Origin of the sequence: Methanobrevibacter thaueri, from assembly GCF_015062915.1 — an archaeon.
Lineage (GTDB): Archaea > Methanobacteriota > Methanobacteria > Methanobacteriales > Methanobacteriaceae > Methanocatella > Methanocatella thaueri_B.
Genome location: NZ_SUTJ01000009.1, coordinates 1 through 16,025, shown reverse-complemented (window position 1 = coordinate 16,025; position 16,025 = coordinate 1). Strand labels below are relative to the sequence as shown.

The window sequence follows — 16,025 nt, the reverse complement described above, 5'->3', positions numbered from 1 at the left end:
ATTAATCATTTTTTATCATAATCAACCATGTTGATACCTTCTTTTCACTTATGGCATTATTTAAAAGGGTTTTTTAATAAAAGCTTTTTAAATGATTTTCGATTCAAATGGATTTTATCTTTTAATAATCATTCCAATTAATTTTACCTTTTTATACTTATTATTAACTTATTTTGGGTTATTTATTCAAAATCAAACAGTTAATAACTCTTTTTGAAAATAAAAAGCTTTTTATACCTTTAAGTAAAGATAATTTAATACGAACAAAATGTTAAATGGAGTTAACGTTATGTTTAATAAGAAAATTAGTTTAATTTTAATGACACTGGTTTTCATGCTGTCTGTGTCTGCAGTTGCAGCGATTGACTCAAACTCAACAGATGACATGATTGTCAGTGAAGTGGATGAGGAACCTCCATCGGGTGATGTTGAGGTACTGTCCGCTGATGAAAATGACACTGTTCAGCATGACTATTCTCTGAAGGGCAGTGACGTAAGCATGTATTATAAGGGTGGATCAAGTTACACGGTAACTTTGTCTGATGGCGGAAAGCCTGTCAGCAATGCCAATGTCACACTCAACCTCAACGGTAATGATTATGTGAAAACAACTGACGCCAACGGAAAGGCTTCACTTACCATTGACTTGAGTCCTAAAACATACAGCATATTGGCAATTTTTGGGAACGTGACAACTTCAAACAAGATTAAGGTATTGCCTGTCATTACAGGTAAGGATGTCACCAAGACATATAAGAGTCCAACCAAGTACAGCGCAACTTTTCTAGACTCACACGGTAAGGCATTGAAAAACACTAATGTCAAGTTCAAGCTCAACGGCAAGACATACACAGTTAAAACCAACAAGAATGGTGTTGCAAGTCTTGAAGTGAACTTGAAGAAAGGCAAATATGTGGTTTATGCCATTCATCCGAACGGATATCAGATTTCCAACAAGATTACCGTCAAGTCATCAATAACTGCATCAGACTTGAAGAAGTACTATCAGGGCTCTCAGAAGTTCAAGGCCAAATTCTATGGAACAAATGGTAAGGTCCTCAAGAAGAAATACGTTAAATTCTATGTGAGGGGAAACACCATTTACAAGAAAACCAACAAGAACGGTGTGGCCTCAGTGAAGGTACTGTCAGAACCTGGAACCTATAAGATCAAGTCAATAAACCCGAAGACTGGTGAAAAGGTTACCAATACCCTTACAGTATTGTCTCCATTATCAGCCAGTTCAATGACTGTGTTTACAGGTGTGACTTCCAAGTTCAAGGTAACCCTGCACAAGCCAAATGGTAAATTGGCTGCAAACAAGAAGATGAAGGTCTATGTTGACGGATCCAAAAAGACCGTCAAGACTGATTCCAAAGGTGTTGCAACCGTAAAATTCAAGCTTGGCAAGGGAACATATGTATTCAAGGCTATTGATCCGTATACCAAATACAATCTGGCTAAAAAGGTCACCGTAAAGCTTGCCTCAATCAAGGCGGTTGACGTCGGTGCCATTGAAAACACAACCGGATATTTCCAGGCAACACTTCTCAAGCAGAGCGGTAAGGTCGCAAAGGACACTAAGATGAAAATAACCATCAACGGTGTCGCCCATACTGTCAAGACCAATTCCAAGGGTGTTGCAAAGGTAGCATTCAAGTTGCCTATCGGAAAGTACAAGGTCGTGTGTGAGGACCTTGCAACCGGATATAAGGTTACAAGACAGATTTCAGTCATCATGCATGAGATGGGTGTTGCTTATAACAAGTATGGTGTTTCTGAAGATGGATTAACCATATTGGCTATTGGAAGGCCATCCGCTCCCGGTGAGGAATCAAAATATGGTTGGGAATGGTATATGTGCGAGTTTGAAAGGACTTGTCCGTACTGCGGAGGACATGACCTGTACTGGGATGTATTCTGGGCAGGTGACGAGACAACAGAAGTTGGAATTTTCCCGGCAACCGGCCGTATGGAGCCTGGAAGTACTGAGGGAATGATTTTCTGTGGAAATCCTGATTGTGACTGTGACTTTTCAATTTTCGGATTGGAGCATGTGACAAATGATCATCCGTACCGCTTGACTCCAATAATGTCTCCGGTTAAGTCCTCAAAAGAAGTTGCTTACATTCTTAAAAGCGGAAATTATATTAAATTATAATTTCTCATTTTTTACTTTTTTTAATCTTTTTTTCATTTCAACGATTCTAGTTGTTGTATTGTTTGAACCGTCTGTTTTTTCAAGGTAGCTGTCTTCAACCTCAACAAGGTATCTTGCCTCAGGTGATGTTGTTGACGGAATGTTCATCTTGGCGAGATTGCGCTCAACTCTTCTTTTAAGCTTCTCATCATCCATTTCCACTCCCAAGAATATTGGAGTCTTTACCGCTGAGGATATCTTGGTGTTGTGCCTTGCCTCATGCCTTTCCTCTGTACGCCTTTCAAGTATCTCTTCGCTTGAACCGTCAAGTCCAGGGTCCCTGAACGGTATTCCAACGTCGGAAAGTGCGATTCTAACCTCATCGTTTCTTGGAAGTGAATAGTCAAGCATTTCCGGGTTAGGGCTTGCCAGGGTTCCTCCTTGCTTTCTTCCAAATATCGGACCAAGGCCAATGTAGAAGCCAGCATCGATAAAGCCTGCACGCACAGGAGCGGAAGAGGTATAGGTGGCAACTATTCCGTTATCCTTTATGACGCGTCTGAACTCATTGAAAAACTCAACTGAAAACAGTTCAGGTGCCATGTTCTGGCTGAATGGGTCCAGAAATATGGCATCATAGGTATTATCAGGCAGTCCTTGCACGGTTTTTCTTGCGTCCTCGATGTAGACGTTAATGTCAATGTTTGATGGGATTTCCCTCTCCTCAAGATGCAGTGTGGCATAGCCCTGCCTTACAAGCTCATCCTCGATTGCCCTTTTGGTGATGTCATGCTCAGGAATTGGGGATGGCACTAAAAGTCCGCAGGCAAATGTTGCCTTGGATATTTCAACCATGTCGATTGTAAGGTTAGCCTTTGAGTTTTTCATGAAATCGGCAATGGCTGCTGATGAATTGTAGCCGAGACCTGCACAGATGTCCAGTATGGCAATGTCTGAGGAGTAATCGAATTTCATCGGGCGGATGAATTTCTCAAATGACTCACTTATTGCCCCTGTAGATGTATGTAGTGTTTCAACTTTATGGTTTATTTCCTTTGAATTGATAGAATAGGATCCATCATCTGTTAAAACAAAGTATTCATTGTAAGTGTCAAAAAAATTGACTCTTCCTTCAATATTTCCGGTACTTTTTTCCTGACGGAAACATTCATTCACCAATTCGAAAATGTCATCGCTTATTATTCGTGCACTGTCTTCATAACTCATTGTATCTAATTAAATTTTATGTTTTGTTTTATAATAATATTTTGCAGTCAAAACCATTGCATTTTTTGACATAACACTTTATATATCATGCTCGCTAATACTAATAATGGCAAACATGATGAGGGTCATGATTGCCCAAAGCGTTTTAGTGATTTTCGCTTTGACTGACGAATCCAAATGTTTGAGGATATCCGATGGGACGAGAAAACGTCTGTAAAAAACATATGTCCATGGTCCTGCAAATTAGCCTTTTGTTGCATGATCATGATGAAGTTTTAATCCATTTGTTAATTCGAAAAAACAATATAACACGAAAAACTATGGGATTATGTTTCAAATGAGTGTGCTGGTGATTCAAGAGATTTTACACCAATTCCCAAGTCTGAAAATCATTGGTGCATGCATGGTATTTCTCCCAAATATTGTGCATTTGACAAAATCCTGTAATGAGTATCTGTAAAAGCGTTGTTTCCTCCCTGAATGCGCTTTAAGGATGATTGACCGCCAATCATCAAGGACAGATACAATGTGGTTAAGTCCAAACTTAACCCAACTTTTTCCTTTTTTTTATAACACCGATGCAATTGTAACATCACACTTGAGCAAAATTTATATAATTTCCAGTTTAAAAGTAATCTTAATTAAAACTGGTAAGGTAAAATAAATGTTTGAGATTAAAGCAAAGGATAACATGGGACGTGTAGGCGTTTTGAAAACCAAGCACGGAGACGTCAAGACACCCGCACTGATGCCCGTAATCCATCCGAGAAAACAGGCAATAGATGTGGCCAAATACGGCGCAGACATTGTAATAACTAACGCTTATTTGATTTATAAGGATGAGGAGCTTAAGGCCAAGGCAATTGAGGAAGGCCTTCACAAGCTCATAAACTTCGACGGACCGATAATGACCGATTCAGGCTCATTCCAACTGTCCGTGTATGGTGATGTTGAGATAACAAACAAGGAGGTTCTTGAATTCCAGGAACTCATCAAGACCGATATCGGAACAAGCCTAGACATACCGACAGCACCATTCGTTGACCGTGAAAAGGCAGAAAGCGACCTGGAAATCACACTTGAAAGGGCTCGAGAAGCCGTTGAGTTCAAAAAACAAAACAATATCGAGATGCTTTTGAACTCCGTGGTTCAGGGCTCAACATATCTTGACTTGAGACGTGATTGTGCAAGGGAGCTTTCAAAGCTTGACGCTGATTTGTACCCTATTGGCGCGGTAGTTCCTTTGATGGAGTCCTATCACTACAAGGACCTTGTTGATGTGGTTATGAACTCAATGAAGGAGCTTGGCGACGACACCCCTCGCCATCTCATGGGAGCGGGCCATCCAATGATATTCGCACTATGCGTTGCAATGGGATGTGACCTATTCGACTCAGCGGCATACATACTCTATGCAGAGGACGACAGGCTCCTTTCAACCCGTGGAACCTATAAATTGGAGAACCTTCAGGAAATGCCATGCTCATGCGAAGTGTGCACAAAATACACTCCCGACGACTTGAGGGCAATGCCTAAAAAGCAAAGAAGGGACTTGATAGCACAGCACAACCTTCACGTGTCATTTGCAGAATTGAGACTCATCAGACAGGCAATATATGACGGAAGCCTAATGGAACTGGTGGAGGAAAGGTGCAGGGCACACCCAGCACTCCTGGAAGCCAGAAGACAGCTCGGACTATACTCACAGGACCTTGAAAAGTACGATCCAAGAAGCAAAAAATCAGCATTCTTCTACACAGGACCTGAATCACTCCTAAGACCTGAAGTAATCAGACACCTCACAAAACTTCGTGAAATGCCTAAAAAACGTGACCTTGTGATTCTCCCGCCAACAAGAAAACCTTACTCAAAATTCACAACAGGAAAACTCGGAGAATTCTACGTCTACGGAGAAGAGCATGAACTGGACCCTGAAAACACTGACTTCATGGTATTGGACATTCCATTCGGACTCGTGCCGTTGGAAATCGATGAAGTGTACCCGTTAAGCCAAAGCGACGCACCGAAAACACGTGACGTTGACAGCATAGAGTTTTTAGAGGACTTCATAAACGAGTTCGTCGAGTACTACGACCAGGTGCTCTTCCACTCAAGAGTAATGAGAGACCTTGACATTGAACTGTTTGACAAGTACGAGGCCACAGAAGATGTAAGGTATTCTAAGGACGACATCAAAAAGGTCAAGGCCATAGCGGATTACCAGTTCGGAGTCGGAGCAGGAGAAGCACTATTCAAGGGCAAAATCAACATTGAAAAGAGTAAAAAGACCGGTAAAATCAGGCACATCTACGATGGAAAGGTGCTAATCGTCAACATGAGGGCATCAGACTCCTACCTGATACTTTCCAAGGAAGGAGCCAAAAGGCTTCACAATGCAATGCCATACCCTCAAAACCGTGTAGTGGTCAATGAGGACTCAGAACCATTCGCACTTGAAGGGAAAAGCGTGTTCTGTAAGTTCGTGGTTGAATGTGATGAAAACATCCGTGCAAAGGATGAGGTTCTAATTGTAAACGAGGAAGATAAGCTTCTAGCCTACGGTAAGGCCATGCTTGGAGCATGTGAAATAAACGAGTTCGAAACAGGCCAGGCAATCAAGACCCGTAAGGGATTTAAGAAATAGGTGATGAAATGTCAGACAACGATAAGGTTAATACAGGCCATCATATTGAAGATAAGGAATTAATCAAGAACGCAAGAAAGCCAGTGGGAGAACTTGGCCATCAGATACTTGACAGGATGAACAAGTCCCACGAGTCCATGGCACAATGGGGAGTCACCCATTTCGAGGTCAAGGAGGACAGCAAGATTCTTGACATCGGCTGTGGAGGCGGAAGAAACATTGAAAGGTTTGCAGAACAAATCTCAGACAACGGAAGGGTTGTAGGTTTGGACTATTCCGAAGTTAGCGTTGAAAAATCAACCAAGCTAAACCAGGAGGCAATTGACAGGGGAATCGTCAATGTGCTTCAGGGATCAGTTTCAGACATGCCGTTCTATGATGAGACCTTTGACATCGTCACAGGATTTGAGACAATCTATTTCTGGCCGGATTTCATCAATGACCTGAAGGAAGTGAACCGTGTGCTCAAGCATGACGGACTGGTGTTCTTCTGCAATGAGGCGGTTTACCGTGAAGGTGAAATGGAAAAGTATGATGATCTTGTGGAACTCCTGGACATGAAGATTTACTCAGAGGATGTTTTAAGACAATCATTGGAGGAAACCGGATTTAAGGATTTCCAAGCTTTCATCAATGATGAAAACGATTGGATTTGCATTACTGCAAGAAAAATCTGAATTTTTCAATGAACATGACATGAGATAATTAAATTTATTTCATTTTCAATTTTTTCAAAAATGTCATGTCATGCTTTTTCACATGAAAATTCATCAATAATGCAAACCTTTATATATAATTAAAACATAAGTTTATTTGTTGTTAGTTTTATATGCGGTGTTAGTCCAGCCTGGTTAAGACTCTAGCCTGCCACGTTAGAGACCCGGGTTCAAATCCCGGACGCCGCATTTTTTATATGCAGTCGTGGTATAGTCTGGTTATTACTTGGGCCTTCCAAGCCTACAACCCGGGTTCGAATCCCGGCGACTGCATCTTGATATTAATTCTTTTTTTAAAATACTTATTTTGTTAAGAAAATACTCTATTTTTAGTTAATTTTATATAATAATAAAAATATAATATTTATAATTAAATTGATATTTAATTTCTTTTAAGATTATTATTTAAGGTGATTTAATGGTAGGAATAGTAGGATATGGGGCACATGTGCCATCATATAGAATTAAAGTAGAAGAAATCGCTAAAGTATGGGGAGATGACCCTGTAGCTTTATCAAACGGATTGGTTGTTAATGAAAAATCCGTACCTTCTGCTGATGAAGACACTGCAACCATTGCAGTGACCGCTGCAAGATATGCTCTTAGAAGAGCTCAAATTGATCCATCCAAGATTGGTGCTGTTTATGTCGGTTCCGAATCACATCCATACGCAGTAAAACCAACCGCTTCAATTGTTGCTGAAGCAGTTTGCGCAACTCCAAAGTTGACTGCAGCAGATTTGGAATTCGCATGTAAGGCAGGTACCGCAGGTATTCAAATGTCCATGGGACTTGTCCAATCAGGAATGGTTGAATACGCACTCGCTATTGGTGCTGACACTTCACAAGGTGCACCTGGAGATGCTTTGGAATACACTGCTTCCGCTGGAGGAGCAGCATACATTATCGGTGAGAAAAATACCCTGGCTGACATTGACCACACTTGCAGTTTCACAACTGACACTCCCGACTTCTACAGAAGGGAAGGACAAGACTACCCATCACACGGTGGACGTTTCACAGGAGAACCAGCATACTTCAAGCACGTATTGAGTACTGCTAAAATGCTCTTTGAGGAAACTGACTCAAAACCTGAAGATTATGATTACGCATGTTTCCACCAGCCTAACGGTAAGTTCTACTTGAGAGCTGGTAAAAAATTAGGATTCTCATCAGAACAAATCAAGCAAGGATTGTTGACTCCTAACATTGGAAACACTTACTCCGGTGCAGTGCCATTGGCATTGTCCAATATTTTAGATGTGGCTGAACCTGGTGACAAGATCTTTGTAATCTCATACGGTTCAGGTGCAGGAAGTGACGGTTTTACAATCACTGTTAAAGATGAAATTGTTGAAAGAAGAGAATTAGCTCCAAAAACACAGGAAATCATTGACCAAAAAACATACGTTGATTATGCTGTGTATGCTAAATTCAAAGGCAAAATTAAAATGTAAGGGGGCTTGAAAATGAGAGATGTTGCGATTATAGGAGTATCACAAACTAAATTCGGTGAATTATGGGATTCATCATTCAGAGACCTGATTGCTGAAGCAGGTCTAAAAGCATTAATCGATGCTGAAATTGACGGTGCGGATATTGAAGCAATGTTCGTTGGAAACATGTCCTCAGGACTTTTCGTAGAACAAGAACACATTGCAGCACTTATTTCCGACCACATGGGTTTAAACCCTGTTCCAACCACAAGAGTAGAAGCTGCTTGTGCATCAGGAGGATTAGCTTTAAGACAAGGAATCATGGCTGTTGCATCAGGATTCCATGATGTTGTAATCTCTGCGGGTGTTGAAAAAATGACTGATGTGGTTGACGCCACACCTGCTATTGCAACTGCATCCGATAAGGAATGGGAAGCTCAACAAGGTGCTACTTTCCCATCATTATATGCAATGATTGCAAAAAGACACATGTACGAATACGGAACCACCCGTGAGCAATTGGCACAGTTTTCAGTAATAAACCACAAGAACGCATCCAAAAACCCAAATGCACAATTCCCATTTGAGGTTAGCGTAGACAAAGTTATCAACTCTACCATGGTTGCAGATCCATTGACATTACTTGACTGTTCCCCTGTAAGTGACGGGGCAGCAGCTGTTGTTATGGTTCCTGCAGAAGACGCTAGAAAGTACACTGACACTCCAATCTATGTTAAAGCTTCCGCACAGGCTTCTGGAACATTGACCTTACATGATAGAAAAGACTTGACTACTATTGAAGCTACCAAAGTTGCTTCCAGAAAAGCTTATGAAATGGCAGGAGTGACAACTAAAGATATTGATTTAACTGAAGTGCACGACTGTTTCTCAATCAACGGATTATTAGCAGTAGAGGACTTAGGATTTGCCGAAAAAGGTAAAGGTGGAATAGCTATTGAAGAAGGACAAACCGAAATCGACGGTGACTTCCCAATCAACACCTCCGGTGGTCTTAAGGCACGTGGACACCCATTAGGTGCAACCGGTATCGCTCAGGCTGCTGAAGTTGTATGGCAACTCAGAGGAGAAGCAGGCGGACGCCAAGTGGACGGTGCAGAAATCGGTATGACCCACAACATCGGTGGTACCGGAGGAACTGCAGCTGTACACATTTTCGGAAGAGATTTATAATCTCTTTTACCTTTTCTTTTTTTTATGATACTTAACACAGGCTCAAGAACCGACATTCCGGCTTTTTTTCACAAATGGTTCCTTAATAGAGTCAGTGAAGGTTTTGTTTACTCAAGAAACCCGTATAATGACCAGATTTACAAGTACACGTTCAGCCCAAAAAATGTTGACTGCATGTGCTTCTGCTCTAAAAACCCAAGGCCATTGGCTAAACATTTGGATGAGCTTTCAGAGTATAGGCAGTACTGGTTTTTGACAATCAATCCCTACGGAAGGGACATTGAAGTTAATGTTCCAAGTTATAAAAATGTAATTAAAACATTCCGTGAAATCTCCGATAATGTAGGCACAAACGCCATTGCCTGGAGATATGATCCGATATTCATCACTGACAAGTATGATTTGGACTTTCACATTGACAGGTTTGAGGATATTGCATCAAGACTTAACGGCTACACTCACGACTGCACGATAAGCTTCATTGACCTGTACCAGAAGGTCATAAGGAACTTTCCAGAAGCCGATGAGGTGACAGTTGAGGAACAGCTTGTTATCGGTGAGAACTTTGCAAGAATCGCCCGTGAAAATGATATCCAGATTAAGACATGTCTTGAGGGTACATTGCTTGACCAGTTCGGGTGTGACTCATCAGGATGCATGACCCAGCAGGTGATTGAAAAAGCCATAGGAAATAATTTGAAATTGCCTAAAGGAAAATACCAGAACCGTGAATGCAACTGCATATTTGGAAGGGATATTGGAGCATACAACACTTGCATGCATGGATGCAGGTACTGCTATGCCAACTCCAACATGAAGCTGGTCAAAAAGAACCAAAAGTTGCACAATATGGATTCGCCCTTGCTGATTGGGGATGTTAAAGATAGTGATGTTGTAAAGGAAATCAATGAACCCCGCTATATTGATGCACAACAAAAGTTATTTTAGTTATATGTAAGTTCTAGAGGTTATCAATTAATTTGAATTTTTAATATTACTTTTTTCAGCGAAATGTTTAAAAATTATTAAAAATAAAGATGAAGAAGTTTTAAACTTCTTCGATTTCATTTAAAACATGTTATGTAAAAACTTAACCTTTATATATTATTAAAATAAATAATATCAATTGTTATATTATATTATGGCGGAGAAATTAACATGGTAGAAAAGGGAACAGATGTGTTAAAGAAAGGTTTTGCCAAAATGACAAAAGGCGGAGTCATTATGGACGTAGTGAATGCAGAACAGGCTTCAATTGCAGAAGATGCAGGGGCGGTGGCAGTAATGGCACTTGAGAAGGTACCTGCAGACATTCGTGCAGCTGGGGGAGTGGCCAGAATGGCTGATCCAACAATTGTTGAAGAGGTGGTTGATGCAGTATCCATCCCTGTAATGGCAAAGGCAAGAATAGGTCATATTGCAGAAGCGCAAATATTGGAAACCCTAGGAGTTGACATGATTGATGAAAGTGAAGTGTTGACACCTGCAGATGAAGAATATCACATTAACAAAAAGGAATTTACAATACCATTCGTATGTGGTGCACGTAACCTTGGTGAAGCACTAAGGAGAATTGACGAAGGTGCAGCTATGATTCGTACCAAAGGAGAACCTGGAACAGGAAACATTGTAGAAGCAGTTCGCCACATGAGAATGGTGATGGGAGAAATCAGAACAATACAGGGAATGGAGGAAGAGGAACTCTGGAAATATGCGCGAAACATCGAAGCTCCAATTGAACTTGTAAAGCAAACTGCAGAATTGGGCAAATTACCTGTTGTCAACTTTGCTGCAGGAGGAATTGCAACACCTGCTGACGCATCACTCATGATGCAGTTAGGTTCCGACGGCATTTTTGTGGGATCAGGAATATTCAAGTCAAACAATCCTGAAGCATTTGCAAAAGCAATAGTTGAAGCAACTGCAAATTACGACAAGCCTGAAGTATTGGCGGAAGTATCCAAAGGATTGGGCGAAGCCATGAAAGGTCTGGAAATGTCAACTTTGAGCGAATCCGACAGAATGCAGGACAGGGGAATTTAAAATTCCTCATATTTTTAATTATTTTTTAAGGTGCTTAGATGGTAAAAATCGGAATCCTAAATCTTCAGGGTGCAGTTTCAGAACACTTTGACATGACAAGAAAAACTGTTGAAAACTTAAAACTCGATATAGAAGTGGAAGAAGTAAGATACAGTGATGATGTTGAAAAATGTGATGGATTAATCATATCTGGTGGGGAAAGTACTGTAATTGGCAAGCTCATTAAGGAAAGGGGTATTGATAAAGTTATTAAAGAAAATAATATTCCTGTCTTTGGAACTTGTGCTGGAATGGTGCTTCTTGGCAAAAAAACAGATTTCAACCAGCCGCTACTTGAACTTATGGACATAACTGTTAAAAGAAATACCTATGGAAGGCAGAAGGATTCATTTGAAGCGGAAATTGAAATATTAAATCAAAAGTATTCTGGTGTGTTTATTAGAGCACCGGCACTTGAATCTTATGATGGGTCCAAAAATGATATTAAGATATTGTCAGAATTTGATGGTGAAATAATAGCCATTCAACAAGGACACAACATTGCAATTTCATTTCATCCAGAATTAACAGAGGACACTTTAATTCATGAATATTTCATTGAAGAAGTTTTAACAAGTCTGAACCATTGACTGCTTTTAGAAGTTAATCAAATTGTAAACTTATAATGCAACAATTTTAATTTTTTAAAATTTGTTAACTTATGCTTATCCATATAGGTTTTTCATGAAGAAACAATTGAAAGGGAATTCCTCCCATGATTCTGGTTAAGGACAATTATCCAAAAATATATAATATCCATTGATGAGTTTAATATGTCAAGAGAGGAATACGAAATATGAATATCTTAGACTTCTTGTTGAGTGATGAAATTTAATTAGAAGAGATTATAAATTTAATGTTATTATGCCAACGTCAATATGGAGCTGGTCAAAAGGAACCAGAAGTTACATAATCCAAATTCGCCTCTGCTGATTGGGGATGTTAAATGGGGTGATGTTGTAAATGAAGTTAATGAACCAAGCTATATTGATATGCAACAAAGATTAATTTGATTTCTTTACTTTCAATATTTATATTTTTAATTTCATTGGTTTGAAATTTATTTCTAATTTTCATATTGGTTTTCATTTAACTGAAAACAATATTGGTTTTATTATTTACTTTTCATTATACTGAAAACTTTATATGGTAGTTATGATAAATTAATAATTATAACAAGAAGTGTGATTTTAATGATTATTCAAAGAAAAGATTATATTGATAAAATCAATCCTTTTGTAAATAAACATATCATTAAAGTTTTAATAGGAACAAGACGTTCTGGAAAGTCAACCATATTAAAACAAATTATTGATTCATTAATAAAACAAGGAATACCTGAAGATAATATTGTTTGGATCAACTTTGAATTAAGTGATTATTTTGAAATAGATAATATTAAAAAGCTTGAAGAGTTCATATCTCATAAAACTGAAAATATTGAAGGCAAAATTTATCTATTTTTTGATGAGATACAGGTTGTTCCCCAATGGGAAAAATTAATCAATTCTTACTTTGCAAAAGAAAATTATGACATATATATTACTGGATCAAACTCAAAATTATTGTCTGGAGAATTTGCCACATATTTATCTGGCCGTTATGTCGAATTAAACATATATTCATTTTCTTTTAGGGAATATCTTGATTACTATGAAATTACTTCTGATTTTAAATCTCATTTTTATAGATATTTGGAAGATGGGGGTATGCCTTCAACATTTGACTATAGTGGCGATGATAAAAGATTAATTCTAATGGATTTATACAATTCTATTGTCCTTAAAGATATAATTCAAAGAAATAATGTTAAAAATGTCGACTTGTTGGAAAGGATTATGAGATTTGTAATGTATAACATTAGCCAGCCATTTTCCGCAAATAAAATTCATAAAAGACTAAAGCAGGATATGGTAAACTTATCTGTAAATACAATTTACAATTATCTGAAATTCTTTGAAAATGCATGCTTGATTTATCAGGTAAAGCGCGAAGATTTACAGGGTAAAAGAATATTAAAATATGATGAAAAATATTATCTATGTGATTTGGGTTTTAGACAGGCAATAATAGGAAACAATCAACGGGATATCACTCGTGTAATCGAAAATATTGTTTATTTGGAACTTTTAAGAAGAGGATATGAAATCACCATCGGCAAAGTTGATAGCCTGGAAGTGGATTTTGTATGCAAAAAACAAAACAAACTCATTTACATTCAAGTTTCTTATTTATTGGCAAGTGAAGAAACTGTTGAAAGAGAATTTAAACCATTAAAGAGTATTCAAGATAATTATCCAAAATACGTAATAACCATGGATGATGTGGATATGTCTCATGATGGAATAATTCATTTGAATTTAATTGATTTTTTAAGGGATAATGAAGTGATTTAACATCCTGGAAACCATACTCTTTTTAGGAAGTATGTCCTTTGTTAGGGAGTTTTCAACTCTGAGTTGATAAACTCATTTTGGTTTTTAAATAATTATTTTGAAGATAGATAATACTTGTTTTTATTAAATGTAGTAGATAATTCACCTACTTTTCGAGCATTATTTGTTCGTATTCTATCAAACAAAAATCGAAAAAGTAGTAGATAATTTGAATTGTATTATGCCAACAGCAACATAAAGCTGGTCAAAAGGAACCAAAAATTGCATAATCCTGATTCGCCATTGTTGATAGGTGAGGTTAAAGAGGGCGAAACTGTTAAGGAAGTTTCCGAACCAAGTTATATTGATGCTCAAACTAGATTGATGTAGCTATTAGGTTAGGCATTTGATATTTAAAGTTAATCAGATGCATTGAAAATCAATTTTACAGAATTGCGGTATTCTCGTAGTATATGATAAAAATCCAATCCAAAAATTTAATCGTTGGGAAAGCAAATATAAACTCATGTTCATGTTTAAAAGTTAGCATGTAAAAATATTTTTTAAAATTAATTTTTTGGAGGATTAATAAATATGAATGAAAAGGCTAACGAAAATTCTTGGTTTCCCTTAATAGTTGTGGCTTGTGCTTCATTTATTATAGTGTTGGACTCTTTCTTCATGAATGTTAGCATTTCTCGAATTGTTGTTGATTTGAATGCTGATGTTAGTACTATTCAAATGATTGTGTCGTTTTGTACTCTTATCACTGCTGCGTTGATACTGTTCAGTACCAAACTTCAGGACATAGTTGGTAAAAAGAAACTGTTTGTAATTGGTGCTGCACTTTTTGGTATCGGCATATTTGCTGCAGTATTGAGTTCAAGTGTTACAATGTTTTTTGTCGGATGGGCAGCGATTAAAGGTGTTGCTGCGGCATTAATGCTGCCTGCCATAGTTTCAATAATAAGCGGAATATATTCCGGAAGAAAGCGTACAATTGCTTTGGCAACTCTCGGGGTAATGGCAGGACTTGCAGATATTTTAGCTCCACTCCTTGGTGGGCTTATTACAACTTTTTTCAGCTGGAGATACACTTTCGCATGTGAATTAATATTCATTTTATTTATTTTAGTAATGCAAAATAAAATACCTGATTTTAAGCCTACTGAATCTAAAAGCGATCTTGATATTATTGGTGCTATACTTTCCGGTATATGTCTTCTTTTGCTTGTGCTTGGTATTTTGACTCTGACTAAGGATGTTGCTACCAGCATAATTGAGATAATTTTGGGATTGATAGTCTTAGCAATCTTTATATGGTTTGAACTCAAAAGAAAAAGGTCAGGCAAGGTGCCATTGCTTGATGTTGAATTATTTAGAGACAAAAATTTGCGTATAGGTACATCTATTAAGTTATTATATAATATTGTAATATCAGGAACATTTTTTGTAATGGTTCTGTTTTTCCAAACTGTATTGCAGTTAAATCCATTCGATACTGGTTTGGCTTCACTTCCGTTTGTTATGGCTTTGTTTATTTTTTCATTGACCGCTCCAAAACTAATGGGAAAACTGAATCACAAGACACTCATGTCAATAGGATGTATAATATCTATTGTAGGATGTCTGATTTTAAGTTATCAATTTAAATTAAATGTAAACATGCTGGATTTAATTCCAGGACAGTTTTTACTTGGAACAGGTATTGGTTTTATGATGGCTTTAGCAGCGGATGTTGCATTATTTGATGTTCCTGCAGAAGGCCAAAATAATGCATCTGGTATTATTACAACTGGTGAGACATTAGGTTCCTCATTGGGTACAGCAATCATTGGAATAATTCTAATTCTTGGAGTTATGGGCGGTATTAGTACTGCAGTCGATACCTATGCGCCTGATTATTCAGGAGATGAACAATTCCATCAGGAGGTCTATGACTACTTCCAAAAATTAGACACTATAGAGGGACAAGATAGTATTGTTGTGAATACTGCAGATATAATTATTCAGAATGCAATGGCAACCGTAATGTATGGATTAGCCATCGTGTTAGCAGCTATGTTAATTATAACGCTGCGGATAAAAATTGAACTACCTCGACCTTAATGAGGTCGAGGATTCTTACTTCACGGGCTGGTACTTTCCCACGAAAGTAGTTTTACCGTGCTATCCCCCCAGTTCCTGAGGTTCATTTTTGTTTTTTCTTGAAGAA

Annotated in this window: 12 protein-coding genes and 2 tRNA genes; 13 read left to right on the top strand and 1 reads right to left on the bottom strand. The window is 38.1% G+C overall.

Going from position 1 to position 16,025, the window contains the following annotated elements:
* Positions 1 to 289 precede the first annotated feature (289 nt).
* Positions 290 to 2,161, top strand: a complete 1,872-nt coding sequence (locus E7Z78_RS06885) for a collagen binding domain-containing protein (protein ID WP_303724427.1) — start codon at positions 290 to 292, stop codon at positions 2,159 to 2,161.
* On the opposite strand, the gene E7Z78_RS06880 is transcribed toward E7Z78_RS06885, so the two are convergent.
* Positions 2,156 to 3,367: an MnmC family methyltransferase gene (locus E7Z78_RS06880; RefSeq protein ID WP_303724426.1), complete on the bottom strand. Its 1,212-nt coding sequence runs from the start codon at positions 3,365 to 3,367 to the stop codon at positions 2,156 to 2,158. The two genes, E7Z78_RS06885 and E7Z78_RS06880, sit on opposite strands and share 6 nt — an antisense overlap.
* Positions 3,368 to 4,031: 664 nt before the next feature.
* Between E7Z78_RS06880 and tgtA the strand changes: the two genes are divergently transcribed.
* The 12 genes from tgtA to E7Z78_RS06820 all read left to right on the top strand — a co-directional run bounded on the left by tgtA (position 4,032) and on the right by E7Z78_RS06820 (position 15,919).
* A complete protein-coding gene (gene tgtA, locus E7Z78_RS06875; protein WP_303724425.1) occupies positions 4,032 to 6,011 on the top strand; it encodes a tRNA guanosine(15) transglycosylase TgtA in 1,980 nt (659 codons plus the stop codon).
* Positions 6,012 to 6,019: 8 nt separating this feature from the next.
* The gene (locus tag E7Z78_RS06870; protein WP_303724424.1) at positions 6,020 to 6,688 is read left to right on the top strand and encodes a class I SAM-dependent methyltransferase; all 669 of its coding nucleotides are present in this window, start codon (positions 6,020 to 6,022) and stop codon (positions 6,686 to 6,688) included.
* 154 nt (positions 6,689 to 6,842) lie between these two features.
* Positions 6,843 to 6,916, top strand: a tRNA-Gly gene (locus E7Z78_RS06865).
* Positions 6,917 to 6,926: 10 nt separating this feature from the next.
* Positions 6,927 to 7,000, top strand: a tRNA-Gly gene (locus tag E7Z78_RS06860).
* Positions 7,001 to 7,145: 145 nt separating this feature from the next.
* Entirely contained in the window at positions 7,146 to 8,183 is a 1,038-nt protein-coding gene (locus E7Z78_RS06855; protein ID WP_303724423.1) for a hydroxymethylglutaryl-CoA synthase, read from the top strand.
* 12 nt (positions 8,184 to 8,195) lie between these two features.
* Positions 8,196 to 9,353, top strand: a complete 1,158-nt coding sequence (locus E7Z78_RS06850) for a thiolase domain-containing protein (RefSeq protein ID WP_303724422.1) — start codon at positions 8,196 to 8,198, stop codon at positions 9,351 to 9,353.
* Positions 9,354 to 9,377: 24 nt separating this feature from the next.
* Positions 9,378 to 10,301, top strand: coding sequence for a DUF1848 domain-containing protein (locus tag E7Z78_RS06845; protein WP_303724421.1), 924 nt, complete (start codon positions 9,378 to 9,380; stop codon positions 10,299 to 10,301).
* A gap of 210 nt (positions 10,302 to 10,511) precedes the next feature.
* Positions 10,512 to 11,396, top strand: a complete 885-nt coding sequence (pdxS, locus tag E7Z78_RS06840) for a pyridoxal 5'-phosphate synthase lyase subunit PdxS (RefSeq protein WP_303724420.1) — start codon at positions 10,512 to 10,514, stop codon at positions 11,394 to 11,396.
* Positions 11,397 to 11,434: 38 nt separating this feature from the next.
* A complete protein-coding gene (gene pdxT, locus E7Z78_RS06835) occupies positions 11,435 to 12,025 on the top strand; it encodes a pyridoxal 5'-phosphate synthase glutaminase subunit PdxT (protein ID WP_292876359.1) in 591 nt (196 codons plus the stop codon).
* 606 nt (positions 12,026 to 12,631) lie between these two features.
* A complete protein-coding gene (locus E7Z78_RS06830) occupies positions 12,632 to 13,831 on the top strand; it encodes an ATP-binding protein (protein WP_369693471.1) in 1,200 nt (399 codons plus the stop codon).
* Between the two features lie 213 nt (positions 13,832 to 14,044).
* Entirely contained in the window at positions 14,045 to 14,200 is a 156-nt protein-coding gene (locus E7Z78_RS06825; protein WP_303724418.1) for a hypothetical protein, read from the top strand.
* A 204-nt stretch (positions 14,201 to 14,404) separates the two neighbouring features.
* Positions 14,405 to 15,919, top strand: coding sequence for an MFS transporter (locus E7Z78_RS06820; protein WP_303724417.1), 1,515 nt, complete (start codon positions 14,405 to 14,407; stop codon positions 15,917 to 15,919).
* Positions 15,920 to 16,025: the final 106 nt, after the last annotated feature.

Coding starts and splice junctions, on each gene's coding strand:
- E7Z78_RS06885 (WP_303724427.1), top strand. CDS start 290: ATGTTTAATAAGAAAATTAGTTTAATTTTAATGACACTGGTTTTCATG.
- E7Z78_RS06880 (WP_303724426.1), bottom strand. CDS start 3,367: ATGAGTTATGAAGACAGTGCACGAATAATAAGCGATGACATTTTCGAA.
- tgtA (WP_303724425.1), top strand. CDS start 4,032: ATGTTTGAGATTAAAGCAAAGGATAACATGGGACGTGTAGGCGTTTTG.
- E7Z78_RS06870 (WP_303724424.1), top strand. CDS start 6,020: ATGTCAGACAACGATAAGGTTAATACAGGCCATCATATTGAAGATAAG.
- E7Z78_RS06855 (WP_303724423.1), top strand. CDS start 7,146: ATGGTAGGAATAGTAGGATATGGGGCACATGTGCCATCATATAGAATT.
- E7Z78_RS06850 (WP_303724422.1), top strand. CDS start 8,196: ATGAGAGATGTTGCGATTATAGGAGTATCACAAACTAAATTCGGTGAA.
- E7Z78_RS06845 (WP_303724421.1), top strand. CDS start 9,378: ATGATACTTAACACAGGCTCAAGAACCGACATTCCGGCTTTTTTTCAC.
- pdxS (WP_303724420.1), top strand. CDS start 10,512: ATGGTAGAAAAGGGAACAGATGTGTTAAAGAAAGGTTTTGCCAAAATG.
- pdxT (WP_292876359.1), top strand. CDS start 11,435: ATGGTAAAAATCGGAATCCTAAATCTTCAGGGTGCAGTTTCAGAACAC.
- E7Z78_RS06820 (WP_303724417.1), top strand. CDS start 14,405: ATGAATGAAAAGGCTAACGAAAATTCTTGGTTTCCCTTAATAGTTGTG.